This window comes from Staphylococcus croceilyticus (genome assembly GCF_002902575.1).
Taxonomy (GTDB): domain Bacteria; phylum Bacillota; class Bacilli; order Staphylococcales; family Staphylococcaceae; genus Staphylococcus; species Staphylococcus croceilyticus.
In genome coordinates, this window is record NZ_PPRD01000050.1 from 1 (window position 1) to 22,632 (window position 22,632).

A 22,632-nucleotide genomic window follows, 5' to 3' on the forward strand; every position below is an offset into this window, starting at 1 on the left:
ATATTAAGTTAAGGTTAGTAAAATAATTTCTTAATAAATAGAAAATATTATATTAATTGTTAAGTTTATGTAAATTTAATATGTGGTATGTTATTTTTATTTAAACTTCAGTTATAATGTAGTTGAATGTTATTTCTAATCAGGGAGGCACATTATGTCACAAAAAGTATTAGTGGTGGATGATGAACAATCCATTGTAACTTTACTAAAATATAATCTTGAAACAGCCGGTTACATCGTAGAAGTTGCTTACGATGGGGAAGAGGCACTTGAAAAAGTAAATGAAGTTCAACCTGAACTGATCGTTTTAGATGTAATGTTACCGAAAAAAGATGGAATTGAAGTTTGTAAGACGATTCGTTCTGACAAAAACTTAGTTCCCATTTTAATGTTAACAGCTAAAGATGACGAATTTGATCGTGTATTGGGGTTAGAATTAGGCGCAGATGACTATATGACTAAACCTTTTTCACCTAGAGAAGTGGTAGCAAGAGTTAAAGCTATCCTTAGAAGATCGAAATTTGCTAGTGAAGTAGAAAAAGATGATGTGGATGAAGAAGATATAGTAATTGAAAATATCAGAATTAGACCTGAATTCTTTGAAGTTTATAAAGATGAGGAATTATTAGAATTAACACCTAAAGAATTTGAATTACTTTTATACTTAATTGAAAGACAGGGACGAGTAATTACAAGAGAACATATGCTTAATTCAGTTTGGAATTACGAATTTGCTGGAGATTCAAGAATAGTTGATGTACATATAAGTCATTTAAGAGATAAATTAGAAGAAAATCCTAAGCAACCTAAATTAATTAAAACTGTACGTGGTTTAGGTTATAAGTTAGAAAGACCTAAAGGTTAATGTTAAAGTTTCATCATAGATTACTTCTTTTATTAAGTACAATCACGATTATCAGTTTTATAGGTTTAGGAGCAGTTATTCATCATACGATTTATCAAATATTATCTACTACGCAAAGTGCTGAATTAAACCATATTTCTGAAAATTTTATTAAATTAAATAATCAAAAAAACAATAAAGAAATTACCAATATTGCAGCTGACCAACATTTAACAGTGTATATATATAAAGATGGTAAAATTATTTATAAATTAGGCAATCATCATAAATTAAATAAAAATATTGATAATGCTGCTAATCCATCCGAAATTATGTATCACAATGAAAATGGAAAATTAAGATATACGTTTAAACATACTATTAATGATAAAACGATATACATAAGCGGTTTAAATAATGAAATTATTGAATTACAAAAAAGTATGTGGAAATATTTATCACTCATTGGCATTATTGTATTATTAGCGGTTTATTTAGCGGTAAGAAGTATTAATAGAACATATATTAGACCAATTAATGAAGTCACATATGCAACTTCACTTATTGCGGATGGTTATTATCATGTTCGTGTACCAGAAAGTAATGTCAAAGAAACGAGAGCGCTTTTTGTCACTACAAATGATTTAGCAAGACGACTTCAAAAGCTTAATAATAAGCAAAAAATGCAGTCTAATCGGTTAAAAACGACACTTGAGAATATTCCAAGTTCGGTATTAATGATTGATAAACACGGAGAAATCGTTGTAGCTAATCATGCATATTATGAAGTGTTTAAACCCGGTAAAAAAGCTGAGAGTAAAGATTACACCTCATATTTAGATGAAAAAATACAACATTTAATACTCGAAGCTTTTAGAACTGAGCAATCACTTTATGATCAGATTCAGTTATATATTAATGATGTACATGAAAAATATTTTGACGTTTCTTGTATACCAATCCTTAGTAAATCTAAAAAACGTCTACAAGGTTTAGTAGTAGTTATGCATGATATTACAAATTTAAAGAAACTTGAAAATCTAAGACGAGAATTTGTAGCAAATGTTTCTCATGAATTGAAAACACCAATCACGTCAATTAAAGGTTTTGCTGAGACATTAATTGAAGGCGCTAAAAATGATGAACAATCACTTGAAATGTTTTTAAACATTATTTTAAAAGAGTCAAATCGTATTGAATCATTAGTGATGGATTTACTAGATTTATCACACATTGAACAGCAAACAGAACTTGAAACAACCTATGTTAATCTTTCAGAATTAGCTTGTAATACAATTGATAATTTGCAAAATCAGGCTAGATATAAAAACATTACTATTCTTTCAGAAATTGAAAAAGATGTGATTATTGAAGCTCATGAAAATAAATTAGCGCAAGTGATTACCAATTTATTGTCTAATGCGATTAATTATTCTTTTGAAGATAATAAAGTTATTGTGAGAGTGTATCGAGAAGATGTTAAAGTTAATTTGGAAATTCAAGACTTTGGTATTGGTATTGATAAAGATGAACAAAAACATATTTTCGAAAGATTTTACCGCGTAGATAAAGCGAGAAGTCGTGATTCAGGAGGAACAGGGTTAGGACTATCTATTACTAAGCACATTGTAGAAGCACATCATGGCACGATTAATGTCGAAAGTCAACCTGGCAAAGGTTCATTATTTAGAGTGTCATTTATAGATGAAAAACAATAAAATATTAAGTTACCTGTTTATTTGTTTAGCGCAAATAAACAGGTTTTTTAATGTTTAGATTTACTATAAAATCATTCATTCGTGATGATACTGGGAATATGCTAAAATATAATTAAATTTGTTCTGGAGGTTTGCACTTTGAATAAATTAATCTTAATAGATGGTAATAGTTTAAGTTTTAGAGCTTTCTATGCATTGCCACTGCTATCTAATAAAGCAGGTATTCATACTAATGCAATCTATGGATTTGCAATGTTGCTAGAAAAAATTATTAGAGAAGAACAACCGAACCACTTTTTGGTAGCATTTGATGCAGGAAAAACAACATTCCGTCACTCTAAGTATAGTGAGTATAAAGGTGGCAGACAAAGTACACCACCTGAATTAAGTGAACAGTTTCCATATATTCGTCAATTACTTGATGCTTATCACATTAAACATTATGAGTTAGAAAACTATGAAGCCGATGACATCATTGGCACATTAAGTAAAGAGGCTGATAAGCAAGGTTTTGAAACAATTATAGTAACTGGCGACCGAGATTTAACGCAATTAGCAACCGATAATGTCACTATTTATTATACGAAAAAAGGTGTTACTGACGTCGATCATTATACTCCAGAATTTATTGCCGAAAAATATGACGGGTTAACGCCACATCAAATTATTGATATGAAAGGGTTAATGGGAGACACGTCAGATAATATTCCAGGTGTTGCTGGGGTAGGCGAAAAAACTGCGATTAAACTCTTAAAACAATTTGAAACTGTCGAAGGTGTTTATGACAATATTGATTCAGTTTCAGGTAAAAAACTGAAAGAGAAACTTGAAAATAGTCATGATGACGCATTAATGAGTAAAGACTTAGCGACAATTAATTGTGACAGTCCTATTGAAGTGAATTTAAAAGATACACAACTTAAGGATCAAGAAGATAATAAGGATAAAATTGAGTTATTTAAAAAGTTAGAGTTCAAGCAATTACTTGCCGATATAGATAGCGATGTTCCTGAAACTGAAGATAATTCAGATAAAACATTTGAAATTCAGCCTACTTTTGACCATGTAGATTTAGAACATCTTGATGAAGCGGTGATACATTTCGAAATAGACGGTTCAAATTATTTAAAAGACCAGATATTAAAATTTGGGTTCTATACAGGAGAACAGCATATTGTTATCAATGCTGAAAGTATTAAAGACTATCCCGCATTAATTAAATGGCTTGAAGATGAGAACACAAGTAAAAGTGTTTACGATGCTAAGAAAACGTATGTTGCAGCTCATAGATTAGATATAGATATTAAAAATATTAAATTCGATGTGATGTTAGCAAGTTACATTATTGATCCTTCGAGAACAATTGATGATGTTCGTTCTGTTGTAACGCATTATCATCAAAATTATGTCAAAGATGATATTTCTATATATGGTAAAGGTAAAAAACGTAGTATTCCTGATGATGAAGTTTTAAACACGCACATTGCTTCAATTACCGAAGCCATTCATGAGTCACAACCTTTAATGTTTAAAGAATTAGAAGCACATAATCAAATAGAATTATTACAAAACTTAGAACTTCCACTTGCCCGCATTTTGGGAGGAATGGAAGAAACTGGTATCTATACAGATGTAAATGACCTACAACAAATGCAACATGAAATTCAAGAAAAATTGGATACACTTATTAGTAATATTCATGAAGCAGCTGGAGAAGAATTTAATATTAATTCACCTAAGCAACTTGGTGTTGTATTATTTGAAACGCTTAAACTGCCGGTTATTAAAAAAACAAAGACAGGTTATTCTACAGCAGTAGATGTATTAGAACAACTTCAAGGCGAACATCCAATCATTGATTATATTTTAGAATATCGCCAGTTATCTAAATTACAATCAACTTATGTTGAAGGATTACAAAAAGTAATTAGCGATGATAAACGCATCCATACGCGATTCAATCAAACATTGGCACAAACTGGACGATTGTCTTCAGTAGATCCTAACTTACAGAATATACCTATTAGACTTGAAGAAGGGCGTAAAATTCGTCGTGCGTTTAAACCAAATTCAGATGACAGTGTTATACTTTCAGCTGACTACTCTCAAATTGAGTTACGTGTATTAGCGCATATTACACAAGATGAAAGTATGAAAGAAGCATTTATACATGGACGAGATATCCATACCGCGACAGCGATGAAAGTATTCGGTGTTGAAGCGGATGGCGTAGATGATTTAATGCGTCGACAAGCGAAGGCTGTTAACTTCGGCATTGTATACGGAATTAGTGACTATGGATTAAGTCAAAGTTTAGGAATAACTCGTAAAAAAGCGAAAGCATTTATTGATGATTATTTAGCTAGTTTCCCAGGTGTAAAACAATATATGTCAGATATTGTAAAAGATGCGAAAGCAAATGGTTACGTAGAAACGTTATTACATCGTCGTAGATATATACCAGATATTACGAGTCGTAATTTCAATTTAAGAGGCTTTGCTGAGAGAACTGCGATGAATACGCCTATCCAGGGAAGCGCAGCCGATATTATTAAATTAGCAATGGTAGAATTTGATAGACAAGTTAGAGACACTTCATATCGTGCTAAGTTATTACTTCAAGTTCACGATGAATTGATATTTGAAGTTCCTAAAGATGAAATTGAAGATTTTAGTGCGTTTGTGGAAGATATAATGGAACATGCACTAGATTTAGATGTACCTTTAAAAGTAGACTCAAACTATGGCTCTACTTGGTATGATGCGAAATAGAGAAAGGAAATCGAAATGCCAGAATTACCAGAAGTTGAACATGTTAAAAGAGGAATAGAACCTTATATTAAAAATGCTACTATCAATAGTGTAACCTTTTCAAAAAAGGTTATTGAAGGTAAACGTCAAGGTAAAGAAACCATTATTAAAGGTATCAATTTAGATGGTTTCCGTTTAAATAGTGAAGGTTACACTTTTAAAAATATTGAACGACGTAGTAAATATATTGTATTTAATATCGAGAAAAATAATAAAGAACGTATTTTATTAAGCCATTTAGGTATGGCAGGCGGGTTTTTCATCGTCAGCCAATTATCTGAAATTACCACACCTAATTATAGAAAGCATTGGCACGTTATTTTTCATTTAGATAACGGTAAAAAACTTGTCTACTCGGATATACGTCGATTTGGAGAAATTCGTAATTTAGCTTCTTTTAATGATTATCCTTCATTCTTAGAAATAGCACCGGAACCATTTGAAGAAGAAGCGTTTGCACATTTTAAAGCTTATTTAAATCAAAAGAAAGTGCAGAATAAACCAATTAAACAGATGCTGTTAGACCATAAGATTGTTGCGGGTTGTGGCAATATTTATGCATGCGAAGCATTGTTTAGAGCAGGCATTCATCCTTCTCGAAAAGTTAAAGATACATCTGAACAAGAACGAAAAATGCTCTTTTATTATGTTCAAGAAGTTTTAAAAGAGGGTATTAACAATGGAGGTACTAGCATTTCAGATTACCGTCATGCAGATGGCAAAACTGGAGAAATGCAACTTCATTTAAATGTATATAAACAAAATAAATGTAAAGTATGTGGGCATGACATAGAACAAAAAGTAGTTGCAACGAGAAATAGTCATTTTTGCCCACAGTGTCAGAAATAGAAATGAGTGGTGATAATTATGCCTAAAGTGATTGGATTAACAGGTGGTATAGCAACAGGTAAGTCTACAGTTTCTGAACTTTTAAGTGTATATGGCTTCAAAATTGTAGATGCGGATATAGCAGCGCGTAAAGCTGTCGCTAAAGGTTCAAAAGGCCTAGAACAAGTAAAAGCGCAATTTGGCGAGGAAGCGATTACTGAAGAAGGTGAAATGGATCGTAAGTATATGGGTGAACTCGTGTTCAATCATCCTGAAAAGCGCCTTGAATTGAATAAAATCGTGCATCCAATTGTAAGGGAAATTATGGAAGAAGAAAAACGTGAATATTTACAACAAGGTCATAACGTTATCATGGATATTCCGCTTCTTTTTGAAAATGACTTACAAGATACTGTAGATGAAGTTTGGTTAGTATATACTTCAGAAAGTGTACAAATCGAGCGTTTAATGGAGCGCAATAATTTGACTGCTGAAGATGCCAAAGCAAGAGTATATAGTCAAATTTCAATTGATAAAAAAAGTAGAATGGCAGATCATGTCATTGATAACCTTGGAGACAAACTTGAATTAAAGCAAAACCTTGAACGTTTATTAACAGAACAAGGGTTTTTAAATAAAGAATAATTTTAAATATTAAATCTTAGCGAAAGAGAACTCATAAACAATGTTTTTTCGCTAAGATTTTTTTAATAACTAAAACTTATTAAAGTTATATAAAAATAAAATCTTTAAATTAGTGGAAAACGCTTTCAAATTTTGATAATTATGTTACACTAATTTTATAAAGTATAACATATAAACAAACAATCAAGGGGTGCTTTAAATGTCAACAAATATAGCAATTAATGGTATGGGTAGAATCGGTAGAATGGTATTAAGAATTGCCTTACATAACGATAACTTAAACGTAGTAGCAATCAATGCTAGCTATCCACCAGAAACAATTGCACATCTAATTAATTATGATACAACTCACGGTAGATATGATAAAAAAGTAGAGCCAATTGAAAATGGTATCCGTGTAGATGGTCATGATATTAAATTAGTTTCAGATCGTAATCCAGAAAACTTACCTTGGAAAGATTTAGATATTGATATCGTCATTGAAGCTACAGGTAAATTCAATCATGGAGACAAAGCAATCGCTCATATTAAAGCGGGTGCTAAAAAAGTATTATTAACTGGCCCATCAAAAGGTGGCCACGTTCAAATGATTGTTAAAGGGGTAAATGACGATAAATTAGATGTTCAAGAATATGACATTTTCAGTAATGCTTCTTGTACAACAAACTGTATTGGTCCAGTAGCTAAAGTATTAAATGATAAATTTGGTATTGTGAATGGTTTAATGACAACAGTTCACGCAATTACTAACGACCAAAATAATATTGATAACCCACACAAAGACTTACGTCGTGCGCGTTCATGTAATGAAAGTATTATTCCAACTTCTACTGGTGCAGCAAAAGCATTAAAAGAAGTTTTACCTGAAGTAGAAGGTAAATTACATGGTCTTGCATTACGTGTTCCAACTAAAAACGTTTCTTTAGTTGACTTAGTAGTTGATTTAGAACAAAACGTTACAGCGGAAGAAGTTAATGATGCATTCCGCAATGCTGGTTTAGAGGGGATCTTAGACGTGGAAGATGCGCCATTAGTATCTGTTGATTTTAATACTAACCCTAACTCAGCTGTGGTTGATGCACAAAACACTATCGTTATGGGCGACAATAAAGTTAAAGTTATTGCTTGGTATGATAACGAATGGGGTTATTCAAACAGAGTAGTTGAAGTTGCTGAACAAATTGGTAATTTAATTGCTTCTGAAAATGCAGTACCTGCTAACTAATCATTAATAATAAATTTGAGCCATATCCTTAGGGAAATGAGTCAGACTGTCGACAAAGAATACATCTTTGCCGGCAGTTTTTATTTTGTAATTGAAGTTCATAGATGAACATTTACTCATTCTGTTGTGATGCTTGCCTAGGGGGCTGGGTCGAGCCACGGTCTCGACACTCATCCTGCTCCCTCAGGCGTCGCTCAACTACGTTCCATTATCCATTTTAGAACTACTTACCTAAGTGCCATAGCACTTAGGTTCATTAACAGCACTGCTCCCCTAGGAGTCTTCACAACTTTACTTCGTAATCTATCTTAGAACTACTTACGTAAGTGTGCGAACACTTACGTTCATCGATAATCCTAAATCCCTCAGGCGTCACACAACGTCATTCGTAGTTCATCTTTAGAATTTCTTACATAAGTGCACAGCACGTATGTTCATTAATAATCAACTTAGGAGTCTTCACAACTACACTTCGTAATCTATCTTAGAACTACATACGTAAGTGCCTGAACGCTTACATTTATTAATATTAAAGGTAGCTAAAATATATTTAATATAAAATTATTATGTAAACCGCGTAATAATTTCTAATATTTATATTTTAAGAAGGATTAGTAAAGGTTATTAATGGTGTATTTATTTTTTATTTTCAATATTTAGAGTGTAATGGTGTGCACTATGATTGGAATAAATGAGTTTAATGTACATATTATCAATTTTAGTTAAGATTAATACATATTTGGTATTTTAGCTTACAAGTTGACTTCTTTTGTCTCGATTACATTTATAGTATAATGAAGCATAATCTATTCAAGAGGGTGAAAGATATGAAATGCCCAAAATGTAACTCTACGCATTCTCGTGTCGTAGATTCTCGTCATGCTGATGAAGCTAATGCAATTCGTAGAAGACGTGAATGTGAAAATTGTGGAACTCGTTTTACAACATTTGAACATATTGAAGTTAGCCAACTCATCGTTGTGAAGAAAGACGGAACACGTGAACAATTTTTAAGAGAAAAAATATTAAATGGACTTGTAAGATCATGTGAAAAAAGACCAGTACGTTATCAACAACTGGAAGATATTACCAACAAAGTTGAATGGCAATTGCGTGATACAGGTCATACTGAAATCTCATCTAGAGAAATAGGGGAGCATGTAATGAATTTATTAATGCATGTAGATCAAGTATCTTATGTACGTTTTGCTTCTGTATATAAAGAGTTTAAAGACGTGGATCAATTACTTGCCTCTATGCAAGGCATTTTGAATGATAACAAACGGAGTGATTCATAAATGAGTTTGCAGTCCTATGAATATGGTTTAAGTCCTCACGATGGGTTTGCAGTTTATCGTTATTTTTTCTTTAATCATAATCATTTAGATATACTCAATCGTTTATATGTGCCCCTAATTGGTACACAAGCGATTGGTGTTTATCACTATATGAATCAATTTGTAAATGAATCAGTTAGTGAAACACTAACGCATTACACAATCATGAATGAATTAAAGGTAAATTTATTAGAATTTAGGAAATCTATGGACGCTTTAGAAGCAATTGGTTTAATCAAGACCTATGTTAAACATAGTCATGAACAATCTTATTTCATTTATGAAGTTATCCAACCGCCTACAGCATATCAATTCTTTAATGATCCTATGTTGTCTGTTTATTTGTATAACGAAGTTGATAATAAACGATATAAGCGTTTAAAGGCTTATTTTGAAAAGAATGAACCAAATTTGACAGGGTTTCAACAAGTGACACGTAAATTTACTGACGTCTTTAAAGTGCCTCAAAATAATATAAATGTAGATTCATCTCCAATCATAAAAGAATCTACTTATTTAGGTATTGATTTATCAAACGAAACATTTGACTTCGATATGTTAAAAGAGATGTTGCAAACGCACTTTATTAGCAGTGAAATTCTTACGAAAGAAGCCCGTCAATTAATTATTCAGTTAGCGACGTTATATGGCTTAACGCCAGATTCAATGAAACGCATCATTTTAAACTCAATTACGAGCAATCAACAACTTTCTTTTGAAGAAATGAGAAAGCATGCTCGCTCATATTACTTAATAGAACATAATCAACAACTTCCTGAATTACAAGTGAAGACGAATGAGAGTAATCAATCATTATCAGAAACTCATAATGCGCATGCACTTGAAAATAATAAAACATCCACTGATGAATGGTTTGATTTACTAGAACAAACAAGTCCCATAGATATGCTTTCTTCATGGTCAGAATCTGAACCAACTTTACAACAAAAAAGAATGATTGAAGAGTTAATTGAACGTGAGAAACTATCATTTGGTGTTATTAATATTTTGCTACAATTTGTCATGCTTAAAAATGATATGAAGCTACCTAAAACATATATATTTGAAATTGCCTCAAATTGGAAAAAGTTGGGTATTAAAACAGCACAGCAAGCATATAACTATGCTTTAAAAACTAAAGAAGATAGTTCTTCTTCTAAAAGTTATAATTCAAACCAATCACGTCGACGTTATTCAAAACATCGAGAAATTGTTTCAAGAGAGAAAACACCCAAATGGCTACAAAATAGAGGACAACAATCAACAACTAAGAAGGATGAAAATGATGAACAACTTGAGAAAGATAGAGCAGCGTTTCGTGCTCAATTAGCTCAAGACTGGGAGGAGGATTAGATGAAATCGTTTAGTAGTATTATTGGATCAAACAATGATTTAGAACAACGAATTGCCAAGATAAAGCAACAGGTTTTAAATGATGAAGATGTTAAACAATTCTTAACACAACATCAATCAGATTTAACAAATAAAATGATTGATAATGATTTGAACATTTTACAAGAGTATAAAGATCAGCAAAAACATTATGATGGTCATGAGTATGAACATTGTCCAAATTTTGTTAAAGGGCATATACCTGAACTCTATATTGAGAATGAACGTATTAAAATTAGATATAAGCAATGTCCATGTAAAATCAAACATGATGAAGCACGTTTTAATTCTCAACTCATTACTGCTCATCATATGCAACGTGATACTTTAAATGCGAAGGTTAAAGATATCTATACAAATGGGCGTCATCGTCTAGACATTGCAATGGCAGTAAATGATATTTGTAAAAAATTAGTGAATAAAGAAAAGGTTAAAGGACTCTATATCCATGGACCATTTGGTACAGGTAAATCGTTTATATTAGGTGCAATAGCTAATCAATTAAAATCTAAAAGTGTTCCATCTACAATAGTCTATCTTCCAGAATATATTCGTACATTAAAAAGTGGTTTCAAAGATGGAAGTTATGAGAAAAAATTGCAACGCATTCGAGAAGCTAACATTCTAATGCTAGATGATATTGGTGCTGAAGAAGTGACACCATGGGTAAGAGATGAAGTCATTGGGCCTTTACTTCATTATCGCATGGTGCATGAACTACCAACCTTCTTTTCATCAAATTTAAATTTAGATGAATTAGAGCACCATTTAGCTAATACGCGTGAAGGCGCTGAGCAAACTAAAGCGGCTAGAATTGTCGAAAGAATTAAGAGTTTAACAAATGCGTATTATTTAGATGGAGAAAATTTACGAAACAATTGAAATTTACAATAAGTGATGTATAATAAAATTAAATCTAAATCGTTGAAATTAATGAAGATATGATAATTTAATTCCTATTATTCAGAGAGCTAATGTGTGGTGTGAATTTAGCTAATATATTAAATTATTACTCCTTCATTTTAAGGTGCTGGTAATCAGTGCCCGGCTCAAGACCGTTATTTTATGTAGAGATATTTAGCATTTGCTAAATAACTAGGGTGGTACCACGATAAACTCGTCCCTTTTTAGGGGGCGAGTTTTTTATTTTTCAACGATGATAGAATTTATAATTGGAGGGTTATATAATGGATCAAATTAATATTCAATTCCCAGATGGTAATTCAAAAGCGTTTGATAAAGGAACTACTACTGAAGATATCGCGCAATCAATTAGTCCAGGATTAAGAAAAAAAGCTGTAGCTGGTAAATTCAATGGACAAATGGTTGATTTAACAAGACCATTAGAAGAAGATGGTGAAATTGAAATCGTTACACCTGGAAGTGAAGAAGCTTTAGAAGTTTTACGTCATTCTACTGCTCACTTAATGGCGCAAGCTTTAAAACGTTTATATGGTGATGTGAAATTTGGCGTAGGCCCAGTTATTGAGGGCGGATTCTATTACGATTTTGATATGGATGAAAAAGTGTCATCTGATGATTTTGAAAAAATCGAAAAAACTATGAAACAAATTGTTGACGAAAATCATAAAATTGAACGTAAAGTAGTTTCTAGAGAAGAAGCGGAAGACTTCTTTAAAGATGATCCTTATAAATTAGAATTAATTGATGCAATTCCTGAAGATGAAAATGTAACATTATATTCTCAAGGTGAATTTACAGATTTATGTAGAGGTGTACATGTACCCTCTACTTCAAAAATTAAAGAATTCAAATTATTATCCACTGCTGGTGCTTATTGGCGCGGTGATAGTAATAATAAAATGTTACAACGTATTTACGGTACTGCATTTTTCGATAAAAAAGAATTAAAAGCACATTTAGAAATGTTAGAAGAACGTCGTGAACGTGATCACCGTCGTATCGGTAAAGATTTAGAGTTATTTACTAATAGCCAATTAGTAGGTGCTGGTTTACCATTATGGTTACCTAATGGTGCTACAATTCGTCGTGAGATTGAACGTTATATTGTAGATAAAGAAGTAAGTATGGGTTACGACCACGTTTATACTCCAGTATTAGCGAACGTTGAGTTATATAAAACTTCAGGTCACTGGGATCACTATAGAGATGATATGTTCCCACCAATGAAATTAGATGAAACAGAAGAAATGGTATTACGTCCAATGAACTGTCCTCATCATATGATGGTTTATAATAATAGACCACATTCTTATCGTGAATTACCAATTCGTATCGCTGAATTAGGTATTATGCACCGTTATGAAGCTAGTGGTGCTGTATCAGGTTTACAACGTGTAAGAGGTATGACTTTAAACGATTCTCATATCTTTGTTCGTCCAGATCAAATTAAAGATGAATTTAAACGTGTTGTACACATGATTCAAGATGTATATAAAGACTTCGGATTTGAAGACTATACTTTCCGTTTAAGTTATAGAGATCCAGAAGATAAAGAAAAATACATGGATGACGATGAAATGTGGAATAAAGCTGAAACAATGCTTAAAGAAGCGGTTGAAGAAATGGGCTTACCATATATTGAAGCAATTGGTGAAGCGGCATTCTACGGTCCTAAATTAGACGTACAAGTTAAAACAGCAATGGGTAAAGAAGAAACTTTATCAACTGCTCAAATTGACTTCTTATTACCAGAACGTTTTGAATTAAATTACATTGGTAGTGATGGTGAAAATCATCGACCAGTAGTTATCCACCGTGGTGTTGTATCAACAATGGAACGTTTCGTAGCGTTCTTAACTGAAGAAACTAAAGGTGCCTTCCCAACTTGGTTAGCACCAAAACAAGTTGAAATCATTCCTGTAAACGTTGATTTACATTATGACTATGCGAAAAATCTTCAAGACGAATTAAAATCTCAAGGTGTTCGTGTAGAAATCGATGACCGTAATGAAAAAATGGGATACAAAATCCGTGAAGCACAAATGCAAAAAATTCCTTATCAAATCGTTGTAGGGGATAAAGAAGTTGAAAATAATGAAGTAAACGTGCGTAAATACGGTTCACAAGATCAAGAAACTATTGAAAAAGATGAATTTATTTGGAACTTAGTTGACGAAATTCGTTTAAAAAAACGTAGATAATCTTGATAAAAATGAACGCTTAATGTATATTACAAAGTAGTTAAAATAAAAAATGAGTTAGAGGTTGCAACTTTGATTAGTAACTCTTCAGAAGTTGTTATGGAACGTATGTTGAAAGAGTGAAAGGTAAAGTTGCCGAAATGAATGATAACCATAATTATCATTTGTTGGGACAGTTATCGAATAGAAACTGTACTGTCACAATTTGTGATGTGCTACCGATATAGATTAAGCAAAAGGTTGCATATCTCTAAGGTATGCAACCTTTTTTATTTCGATTTTTAATTTTACATAATCAATTAGTAAAATATAAATTTGATAAGTTAATTATCAACACATAGCAAATAAAATGTTTCTAGTTAGCCTCTACAGAAGGAAAGGAAGCTTCTATGAGTAAAGTCGAAAATCAAGATGATGGTATCAAACGTGGTTTGAAAGACCGTCATATATCCATGATAGCAATGGGAGGATGTATAGGTACAGGTTTATTTATGACATCCGGAGGCGCTATTCATGATGCGGGTGCACTTGGTGCATTAATCGCATATGCTATTATTGGTGCCATGGTATTTTTCTTAATGACTTCATTAGGTGAAATGGCAACTTATCTTCCTGTGTCAGGATCATTCAGTACATATGCTACTCGATTTGTAGATCCATCATTAGGATTTGCTTTAGGTTGGAATTATTGGTTTAACTGGGTGATTACAGTGGCAGCAGACGTCACAATAGCTGCTCAAGTTATTCAATATTGGACACCTATGGCTGGTATTCCTGCATGGGTATGGAGTTGTATCTTTTTAGTTATTATTTTTGCCCTTAACTCTTTATCAGTAAGAGTATATGGTGAAAGTGAATATTGGTTTGCATTAATTAAAGTAGTAACCGTTATTATATTTATCATTATAGGCTTATTAACTATTTTAGGTATTATGGGTGGTAAGTTTGTTGGATTTGAAACATTCACTAAAGGTGATGGTCCTATCTTAGGAGGCAACCTTGGAGGTAGCTTGTTATCAATTTTAGGTGTGTTCCTTGTAGCAGGTTTCTCTTTCCAAGGTACTGAATTAATTGGTATTACTGCTGGTGAATCTGAGAATCCAGAACGTGCTGTTCCTAAGGCGATTAAACAAGTATTCTGGAGAATTTTATTATTCTACATCTTAGCCATTTTTGTAATTGGTATGTTAATTCCTTATGATAGCAATGCTCTAATGGGTGGAGATGATAGTATTGCGACTTCTCCATTTACACTTGTATTTAAAAATGCTGGTTTAGCTTTTGCCGCTTCATTCATGAATGCAGTTATTTTAACTTCAGTATTATCTGCTGGTAACTCAGGTATGTACGCTTCAACACGTATGTTATATTCAATGAGTAAAGATAAACTAGCATTTGAGACTTTTGGCAAAACGAATAAATATGGCGTACCTTATCTATCATTGATTGCTACAGGTGTATTAGTCATTGTTATTTTCTTAGTGCAAAAATTTAGTGGTGGTGCATATGAATACATCGTTGCAGCAAGTGGAATGACTGGTTTTATTGCATGGGTTGGTATTGCCATCAGCCATTATAGATTTAGAAGAGCCTTTGATAGACAACACCATCATAAGAGTGAATTAAAATATAAAGCTAAATGGTTCCCGTTTGGTCCGATATTTGCAGGAATTTTATGTGTGATTGTTATTATAGGGCAAGACGTAGATTTCATTAAAACAGGGCATTTTGATTTAAATCGCTTTGTTATTACTTACATGGGTATTCCTGTATTCTTAGCATTTTTTATCTATCATAAGGTTAGATATAAAACTAAAGTAATACCTCTTGATAAAGTAGATTTACGTCAAGATGTTAAGATGGATGATATTAAACATCATTAAATTAAAATAAATGTTGACTTACATTATAAATGCTGATATGATTATTAACGTTGAATACGAAACGAACCAAGTAGAAACACCCGTTTCTCACCTGTAGCGACGCTTTAAGCAGTTGGCAGGTTAATCATGTCACACATTTAATGTGTATGAGTGAAGAGCGGGCGTTTTACGCCCGCTCTTTTTACTTGGAACATTTCGTAAAATTTTGGGAGGTGTCAACCATAGCAAAAGATCAAACGCAAGTTAACGAAAAAATTCGTGCAAAAGAATTACGTGTAATTGGCCAAAATGGAGACCAAATCGGTGTTAAATCTAAACGTGAAGCTTTAGAAATGGCTGAACGTGTAGAATTAGACTTAGTGGTAGTAGCTCCAAATGCTAAACCACCTGTTGCAAGAATTATGGATTACGGTAAATACAAATTCGAACAACAGAAAAAAGAAAAAGAAATGAAAAAGAAACAAAAAGTTATCAACATTAAAGAAATTCGTTTAAGTCCAACTATTGAGGAACATGATTTCCAAACAAAATTGAAAAATGGACGTAAATTCTTAACTAAAGGCGATAAATGTAAGGTTTCTATTCGTTTCAGAGGTCGTGCGATTACGCATAAAGAAATTGGTCAACGTGTATTAGAAAAATTTGCTGACGAATGTAAAGATATTGCAACTGTTGAACAAAAACCTAAAATGGAAGGGCGTCAAATGTTTATTATGTTAGCGCCTGTAAACGAAAAATAATTCATAATTAGTAGGAGGAAATGAATCATGCCAAAAATGAAAACTCACCGTGGAGCAGCTAAACGTGTTAAAAGAACTGGTTCAGGTCAATTAAAACGTTCAAGAGCTTTCACATCTCACTTATTCGCAAACAAAAACACTAAACAAAAACGTAAATTACGTAAAGCTAAATTAGTTTCTAAAAGCGATATGAAACGCGTAAAACAATTATTAGCTTATAAAAAATAATTGTAGACGTTAAATAAGAACGATAATAAATAGTTATATCTAAGGAGGAATTTAATATGCCACGAGTTAAAGGTGGAACAGTAACAAGAGCCCGTCGTAAAAAAACTATTAAATTAGCTAAAGGTTACTTCGGTTCAAAACATACATTATATAAAGTAGCAAAACAACAAGTTATGAAATCAGGTCAATATGCATTCCGTGACCGTCGTCAACGTAAACGTGACTTCCGTAAATTATGGATTACACGTATTAATGCAGCTGCACGTAAACACGATATCAGCTATTCAAGATTAATGAACGGTTTGAAAAAAGCTGACATCAACATCAACCGTAAAATGCTTTCTGAAGTAGCTATTTCAGACGACAAAGCATTTGCTGAATTAGTATCAAAAGCTAAAGAAGCTTTAAAATAATATTAGAAGATTTTCAAGTCTTCACATACTGTCGACAAAGGTGGTTATCTTTGTCGACATTTTTTTTATAGCTTATTTACTCGACTTACTATCCCAGACAGTCTATTTTATGAAGATTAAAGCGCAATAAACAAAATAGTAATTGCTTTAATTGAGGTTCAATAGATGAGTTTGATAAAATACATAAAAAGAATACATTAAATAAGGAGAACAGTATGTCTAAATACGATGAACAAATTATAGTAGTTCCAAGAAGAATAATTTTCGAAGATGAAACAAATGCCTTTAACGGATTTTTATCTAAAAATGATCCTCAAGGTGAGAGTATATTTAAAGCTTTACCACACTACGAAGTAAAACGTCGTGGAGATATGGAAGAAAATCCTTCATATAAACAATTGATTTCTTATTGTTTACTGGAAAATGAAAATAATGAATTACTTGTTTATAAACGTTTAAGTGGTGGAGGAGAAGAACGTTTACACGGGCAATCTTCAATAGGCGTAGGAGGCCATATGAATGATGTAGTTGGCGCACAGTCTATTAATGAAATCTTACGTGTTAATGCGCAACGTGAATTAGAAGAAGAAGTTGGCTTATCAGAACAAAATTCTCAAAACATGGATTATATAGGTTTTATCAATGATGATACTAATGAAGTTGGTAAAGTTCATATCGGAGTAGTTTTTAAAATTAAAGTTAATTCTCAAGATATAGAAGTTAAAGAAACAGATACTTTAAAAATTGAATGGGTTGAACAAGGAGAAATAGAAGACTATGATAACTTCGAAACTTGGAGTGCATTAATTTTAAAGGATTTGTAAAAAGGGGGCAAAATTGTGTCAGATATTATCCCTTTTCCGAAAGCACAAAATAAACTATATAACGATATTATAGAAACGGATAATCGCCAAAATTACGATAAGTTATATCAGTTATTCGAAGATTACGAAGCACAATATGAATTAGATGACAAATTATCTCTAATTAAATGTGATATGTTATATCAACTTAATTCATTTTTAGAACTAAGGGAAGAAGCCATCGTTCTTTTGAAAAAAGGTTTACCTTATTATGATGAACTGATGATTTATTATATCAAAGCGTTGAATGGTCTGGGTCAATACTATGAGGCTATTGAAGTTATCAATCAAATCATCGATGAAGTGAAAGATCATAAAACAAGAATGGCCCTATTTCCTATAAAAGAATATGCTCAATCTCAATTAAATGAAGACAAAAATTTAACAAGTCAATTATTATCTCAGTTCAATACTTTAAATTTGAGTGAACAAATCAAATTGATAATGAAGTTAATTGATAATGGTCACTATGAATTTAAAGAAACCGTAGCATTTTTACTTACAAATGAAGTGAAAGCTAATAATTTAAAAAGTATAATGTTAGAGTATTTACGATTTGCTGGATATGAAGATTTAATTTCGATAAATAAATATGGCTTTTCCATTAGTGTTAAACCTTCAGAATTAAAAGGTCTTGAACATACTGAGATAAAGAATAACGTTATACCAAAGGTTAATGAATTACTTAGTGAAGGGGCTCTTAATATCTCTAATGAAGCACATCATGTCATGAATAATCATTCAATATTACTTTACCCTCTAAATATTTTCGAGTTATATAGTGAACGAGATTGGGTAAAAACATATGAAGATTATTTTAAAACAATGATAGGTTTGGAAACGAATGAAGCTAATTCAGAGGTATTACAACTAATTTATATTTTAGATGGTCAAAATTGAGCAAATTAGTTTAAATTAAATTCAATCTTCGTTAAAGTAAGGTTATTGCATTTCTTAAATAAGAGTGAGAAAAGCCCTATAAAACAATGTTTGTGTCCGTATTAGACGTATGATATAATAGGGAAGTTGAAAAAATAAAAAATGTAATCATGGAGGTATTATACATGACAGCAACTTGGGAAAAAAAGGAAGGTAACGAAGGATTATTAAAAGTTACAGTTCCAGCAGAAAAAGTAGACAAAGCATTAGATCAAGCATTTAAAAAAGTAGTTAAACAAATTAACGTGCCTGGTTTCCGTAAAGGTAAAGTGCCTCGTCCAATTTTTGAACAACGTTTTGGCGTTGAAGCATTATATCAAGATGCAGTAGATATTCTTTTACCAGAAGCTTATGGTGAAGCTATCGATGAAACTGGAATTAATCCAGTAGCACAACCAGAAATCAACGTGACTCAAATCGAAAAAGGTAAAGACTTCGAATTTGAAGCTACTGTAACAGTTGAACCAGAAGTTCAATTAGGTGATTACAAAGGTTTAGAAATTGAAAAACAAGATTCTGAATTAACAGATGAAGACTTACAAGAAGCAATTGACCACAGTTTAGGTCACTTAGCTGATATGGTAGTTAAAGAAGACGGCGCTGTTGAAAACGGCGATACTGTTAACATTGACTTCGATGGTTATGTTGATGGTGAACAATTTGAAGGTGGCCAGGCTGATGGTTACGACTTAGAAATCGGTTCAGGCGCATTCATCCCTGGATTCGAAGATCAATTAGTAGGATTAAAAACTGGCGAAGAAAAAGACGTAGTTGTTACTTTCCCAGAAGAATACCATGCTGAAGAATTAGCTGGTAAAGAAGCTACTTTCAAAACTAAAGTAAACGAAATTAAATATAAAGATGTTCCAGAATTAGACGACGAAGTTGCTAATGAATTAGATTCAGAAGCTAACTCAGTTGATGAATATAAAGAAAACTTACGTAAACGTTTATCTGAACAAAAAGCTACAGAAGCTGAAAATGTTGAAAAAGAAGAAGCTATCAATAAAGCAACTGAAAATACAACAATCGACATTCCACAAGCTATGATTGATACTGAATTAGACCGTATGGTTCAAGAATTCGGTCAAAGAATTCAACAACAAGGTTTAGATTTACAAACTTACTTCCAAATCTCAGGTCAAGATGAATCTCAATTAAGAGAGCAAATGAAAGATGATGCTGAGCAACGTATTAAAACTAACTTAACTTTATCTGCAATCGCTGATAAAGAAAATATCGAAGCTACTGATGAAGACATCGATAAAGAGTTAGAAAAAATGAGCAAACAATTCAACATTTCAGTTGAAGATATTAAAAATACTTTAGGTAATACAGATATCATTAAAAATGATGTACGTATTCAAAAAGTTATCGACTTATTAAGAGACAATGCTAAATACGTTGAAACAACTAAAGAAGATAAATAATTAATTTTCTAAATTAATATATTAAAATTTAAGTAGCAGGTGCATCAATATATGTATCTGCTACTCTATATTTTAAGCATTATAGTTGTTTACCATAAATTTGCATTGTAGAATGCTATCTAGTATAGTCGTTTAAGAATAGAGGTGTAAATGAATGTTTAAATTCAATGAAGATGAAGAAAATTTAAAATGTTCTTTTTGTGGTAAGGACCAAGATCAAGTTAAAAAATTAGTTGCAGGTAGTGGTGTATATATCTGTAATGAATGTATTGAATTATGTTCTGAAATAGTAGAAGAAGAATTAGCGCAAACTAGTTCTGAAGAATTTACTGAATTACCTACACCTAAAGAAATTATGGACCACCTTAACGAATATGTTATTGGTCAAGAGAAAGCCAAAAAGTCTTTAGCTGTAGCAGTATATAATCATTACAAACGTATTCAACAACTAGGACCAAATGAAGACGATGTTGAATTACAAAAAAGTAATATTGCTTTAATCGGCCCTACAGGTAGTGGTAAAACATTATTAGCACAAACACTTGCTAAAACACTAAATGTGCCATTTGCAATTGCTGATGCTACAAGTCTTACAGAAGCTGGTTATGTAGGTGACGATGTTGAAAATATTTTATTACGTTTAATCCAAGCTGCTGATTTCGATATTGATAAAGCTGAAAAAGGTATCATTTATGTCGATGAAATTGATAAGATTGCAAGAAAATCTGAAAACACATCAATTACACGTGACGTTTCAGGTGAAGGGGTACAACAAGCCTTACTTAAAATTTTAGAAGGTACAACTGCTAGTGTGCCTCCTCAAGGTGGACGTAAACATCCTAACCAAGAACTCATCCAAATTGATACAACAAATATTTTATTTATCTTAGGTGGCGCATTTGATGGTATTGACGAAGTAATTAAACGTCGCTTAGGTGAAAAAATTATTGGATTTGCTAGCAATGAAGCTGATAAATATGATGAAGAAGCTTTACTTGAACAAATTCGACCAGAGGATTTACAATCATACGGTTTAATTCCTGAGTTTATTGGTCGTGTTCCAATTGTTGCTAATTTAGAAACTTTAGATGTTGAAGCATTAAAAAATATTTTAACTCAACCGAAAAATGCATTAGTTAAACAATATACTAAAATGCTTGAACTTGATAATGTTGAGTTAGAATTCACTGAAGAAGCTTTAGCGGCTGTAAGTGAAAAAGCAATTGAACGTAAAACTGGTGCTCGTGGTTTACGCTCAATCATTGAAGAAGCTTTAATCGACATTATGTATGATGTGCCTTCATCTGATGATGTGGCTAAAGTAGTCATTACTGCTGAAACGATTCAAGATGAAATTGAACCTGAATTATATGATTCAGAAGGTAATTTATTAAACGATAGTAAAACATCTGCTTAATATATACTCGTAATTTAAACCCAAATCGCTCTTTAAGATTTGGGTTTTTTCTTTTTTTTTCTAAAAGAAGGCGTTTAAGAAATCATATAGTCTTTTAGGTTTAGGTCAAAATATATTATAATAAAACAGTTATAATAAACTTTAAAGAGAGAGGATAACATATGAATATTAATCCCAATAATATAGATTTAATTATCAGTGCAGTTCAGGAAGCACAATATCCAGAAACTGGCTTAGCTGAAGTGGCATTAAGTGGTCGTTCAAATGTAGGGAAATCTTCATTTATTAATAGTATGATTGGTAGAAAAAATATGGCTCGTACATCACAACAACCAGGTAAGACACAAACATTAAACTTCTTTAATATCGATGATCAATTAATCTTTGTAGATGTACCTGGATACGGTTATGCGAAAGTAAGTAAGTCTCAACGAGAAAAGTTTGGAAAAATGATTGAAGAATATTTAACTAAAAGAGAAAGTTTAAAATTAGTTATACAGCTTGTTGACTTGCGCCATAACCCTACAGAAGATGATGTATTAATGTATGATTACCTAAAACATTTTGAAATTCCTACATTAGTGATCTGTACGAAAGAAGATAAAATTGCTAAAGGTAAAGTTCAAAAACATATTAAAAATATAAAAGAAAAATTAGACTTAGATCCTGAAGATACGATTATTAGTTATTCATCAATTCAAAATACAAAACAACAACAAATTTGGGATTTAATTGCTTCTTATTTATAATAATTATAATTACTACTAAAGTTAAATATTCTAATATTATAAAGG

19 protein-coding genes, 1 riboswitch and 1 other annotated feature are annotated in these 22,632 nt (G+C 31.9%); all 19 genes read left to right on the plus strand.

The window, feature by feature from the left end:
- Positions 1-154: 154 nt before the first annotated feature.
- The 19 genes from CD128_RS07140 (at position 155) to yihA (ending at position 22,587) form a co-directional block, all read left to right on the plus strand.
- The gene (locus tag CD128_RS07140; protein WP_103329334.1) at positions 155-865 is read left to right on the plus strand and encodes a response regulator transcription factor; all 711 of its coding nucleotides are present in this window, start codon (positions 155-157) and stop codon (positions 863-865) included.
- Complete coding sequence (gene pnpS, locus CD128_RS07145) at positions 865-2,562, plus strand: two-component system histidine kinase PnpS (protein ID WP_103329335.1); 1,698 nt, start codon at positions 865-867, stop codon at positions 2,560-2,562. The genes CD128_RS07140 and pnpS overlap by 1 nt, the downstream gene beginning before the upstream one ends.
- 138 nt (positions 2,563-2,700) lie before the next feature.
- Entirely contained in the window at positions 2,701-5,334 is a 2,634-nt protein-coding gene (gene polA, locus CD128_RS07150) for a DNA polymerase I (protein ID WP_103329336.1), read from the plus strand.
- Positions 5,335-5,349: 15 nt separating this feature from the next.
- Complete coding sequence (gene mutM, locus CD128_RS07155) at positions 5,350-6,222, plus strand: bifunctional DNA-formamidopyrimidine glycosylase/DNA-(apurinic or apyrimidinic site) lyase (protein WP_103329337.1); 873 nt, start codon at positions 5,350-5,352, stop codon at positions 6,220-6,222.
- Positions 6,223-6,240: 18 nt separating this feature from the next.
- Positions 6,241-6,846 (plus strand): dephospho-CoA kinase, encoded by a 606-nt coding sequence (coaE, locus tag CD128_RS07160; protein WP_103329338.1) that lies wholly within the window; start codon positions 6,241-6,243, stop codon positions 6,844-6,846.
- Positions 6,847-7,045: 199 nt separating this feature from the next.
- Positions 7,046-8,071 (plus strand): type I glyceraldehyde-3-phosphate dehydrogenase, encoded by a 1,026-nt coding sequence (gap, locus tag CD128_RS07165; RefSeq protein WP_103298713.1) that lies wholly within the window; start codon positions 7,046-7,048, stop codon positions 8,069-8,071.
- A gap of 827 nt (positions 8,072-8,898) precedes the next feature.
- Positions 8,899-9,369, plus strand: a complete 471-nt coding sequence (nrdR, locus tag CD128_RS07170; protein ID WP_103329339.1) for a transcriptional regulator NrdR — start codon at positions 8,899-8,901, stop codon at positions 9,367-9,369.
- Positions 9,370-10,761, plus strand: a complete 1,392-nt coding sequence (locus tag CD128_RS07175; RefSeq protein ID WP_103329340.1) for a replication initiation and membrane attachment family protein — start codon at positions 9,370-9,372, stop codon at positions 10,759-10,761. It begins immediately after the preceding gene.
- Positions 10,762-11,682 (plus strand): primosomal protein DnaI, encoded by a 921-nt coding sequence (dnaI, locus tag CD128_RS07180; RefSeq protein WP_103329341.1) that lies wholly within the window; start codon positions 10,762-10,764, stop codon positions 11,680-11,682. It begins immediately after the preceding gene.
- Between the two features lie 305 nt (positions 11,683-11,987).
- Entirely contained in the window at positions 11,988-13,925 is a 1,938-nt protein-coding gene (gene thrS / locus CD128_RS07185) for a threonine--tRNA ligase (protein ID WP_103329342.1), read from the plus strand.
- A 50-nt stretch (positions 13,926-13,975) separates the two neighbouring features.
- A riboswitch (Lysine riboswitch) is annotated at positions 13,976-14,151 on the plus strand.
- Between the two features lie 163 nt (positions 14,152-14,314).
- Positions 14,315-15,808 (plus strand): amino acid permease, encoded by a 1,494-nt coding sequence (locus tag CD128_RS07190; protein WP_103329343.1) that lies wholly within the window; start codon positions 14,315-14,317, stop codon positions 15,806-15,808.
- A gap of 62 nt (positions 15,809-15,870) precedes the next feature.
- Positions 15,871-15,998, plus strand: a sequence feature (ribosomal protein L20 leader region).
- Positions 15,999-16,020: 22 nt separating this feature from the next.
- Positions 16,021-16,548 carry a translation initiation factor IF-3 gene (infC, locus tag CD128_RS07195; RefSeq protein ID WP_103329348.1) on the plus strand — a complete coding sequence of 176 codons (528 nt, stop codon included), beginning with the start codon at positions 16,021-16,023 and terminating at the stop codon, positions 16,546-16,548.
- Positions 16,549-16,575: 27 nt separating this feature from the next.
- Positions 16,576-16,776, plus strand: a complete 201-nt coding sequence (gene rpmI / locus CD128_RS07200; protein WP_002448990.1) for a 50S ribosomal protein L35 — start codon at positions 16,576-16,578, stop codon at positions 16,774-16,776.
- Positions 16,777-16,832: 56 nt separating this feature from the next.
- Positions 16,833-17,189, plus strand: coding sequence for a 50S ribosomal protein L20 (gene rplT / locus CD128_RS07205; RefSeq protein WP_103298707.1), 357 nt, complete (start codon positions 16,833-16,835; stop codon positions 17,187-17,189).
- A 215-nt stretch (positions 17,190-17,404) separates the two neighbouring features.
- Positions 17,405-18,013, plus strand: coding sequence for an NUDIX domain-containing protein (locus tag CD128_RS07210; RefSeq protein WP_103329344.1), 609 nt, complete (start codon positions 17,405-17,407; stop codon positions 18,011-18,013).
- Between the two features lie 15 nt (positions 18,014-18,028).
- Positions 18,029-18,952 carry a hypothetical protein gene (locus tag CD128_RS07215; protein ID WP_103329345.1) on the plus strand — a complete coding sequence of 308 codons (924 nt, stop codon included), beginning with the start codon at positions 18,029-18,031 and terminating at the stop codon, positions 18,950-18,952.
- A 164-nt stretch (positions 18,953-19,116) separates the two neighbouring features.
- Positions 19,117-20,421, plus strand: a complete 1,305-nt coding sequence (tig, locus tag CD128_RS07220) for a trigger factor (protein ID WP_103298704.1) — start codon at positions 19,117-19,119, stop codon at positions 20,419-20,421.
- Positions 20,422-20,575: 154 nt separating this feature from the next.
- Entirely contained in the window at positions 20,576-21,838 is a 1,263-nt protein-coding gene (gene clpX, locus CD128_RS07225; RefSeq protein ID WP_103329346.1) for an ATP-dependent Clp protease ATP-binding subunit ClpX, read from the plus strand.
- Positions 21,839-21,999: 161 nt separating this feature from the next.
- Positions 22,000-22,587 carry a ribosome biogenesis GTP-binding protein YihA/YsxC gene (gene yihA, locus CD128_RS07230; protein WP_103329347.1) on the plus strand — a complete coding sequence of 196 codons (588 nt, stop codon included), beginning with the start codon at positions 22,000-22,002 and terminating at the stop codon, positions 22,585-22,587.
- Positions 22,588-22,632: the final 45 nt, after the last annotated feature.

Excerpts from the sequence above, each read along its gene's own strand:
- thrS (WP_103329342.1), top strand. The coding sequence starts at position 11,988 with ATGGATCAAATTAATATTCAATTCCCAGATGGTAATTCAAAAGCGTTT.
- coaE (WP_103329338.1), top strand. The coding sequence starts at position 6,241 with ATGCCTAAAGTGATTGGATTAACAGGTGGTATAGCAACAGGTAAGTCT.
- gap (WP_103298713.1), top strand. The coding sequence starts at position 7,046 with ATGTCAACAAATATAGCAATTAATGGTATGGGTAGAATCGGTAGAATG.
- yihA (WP_103329347.1), top strand. The coding sequence starts at position 22,000 with ATGAATATTAATCCCAATAATATAGATTTAATTATCAGTGCAGTTCAG.
- mutM (WP_103329337.1), top strand. The coding sequence starts at position 5,350 with ATGCCAGAATTACCAGAAGTTGAACATGTTAAAAGAGGAATAGAACCT.
- CD128_RS07210 (WP_103329344.1), top strand. The coding sequence starts at position 17,405 with ATGTCTAAATACGATGAACAAATTATAGTAGTTCCAAGAAGAATAATT.
- rpmI (WP_002448990.1), top strand. The coding sequence starts at position 16,576 with ATGCCAAAAATGAAAACTCACCGTGGAGCAGCTAAACGTGTTAAAAGA.
- pnpS (WP_103329335.1), top strand. The coding sequence starts at position 865 with ATGTTAAAGTTTCATCATAGATTACTTCTTTTATTAAGTACAATCACG.
- CD128_RS07140 (WP_103329334.1), top strand. The coding sequence starts at position 155 with ATGTCACAAAAAGTATTAGTGGTGGATGATGAACAATCCATTGTAACT.
- dnaI (WP_103329341.1), top strand. The coding sequence starts at position 10,762 with ATGAAATCGTTTAGTAGTATTATTGGATCAAACAATGATTTAGAACAA.
- CD128_RS07190 (WP_103329343.1), top strand. The coding sequence starts at position 14,315 with ATGAGTAAAGTCGAAAATCAAGATGATGGTATCAAACGTGGTTTGAAA.
- tig (WP_103298704.1), top strand. The coding sequence starts at position 19,117 with ATGACAGCAACTTGGGAAAAAAAGGAAGGTAACGAAGGATTATTAAAA.
- clpX (WP_103329346.1), top strand. The coding sequence starts at position 20,576 with ATGTTTAAATTCAATGAAGATGAAGAAAATTTAAAATGTTCTTTTTGT.
- nrdR (WP_103329339.1), top strand. The coding sequence starts at position 8,899 with ATGAAATGCCCAAAATGTAACTCTACGCATTCTCGTGTCGTAGATTCT.
- CD128_RS07175 (WP_103329340.1), top strand. The coding sequence starts at position 9,370 with ATGAGTTTGCAGTCCTATGAATATGGTTTAAGTCCTCACGATGGGTTT.
- rplT (WP_103298707.1), top strand. The coding sequence starts at position 16,833 with ATGCCACGAGTTAAAGGTGGAACAGTAACAAGAGCCCGTCGTAAAAAA.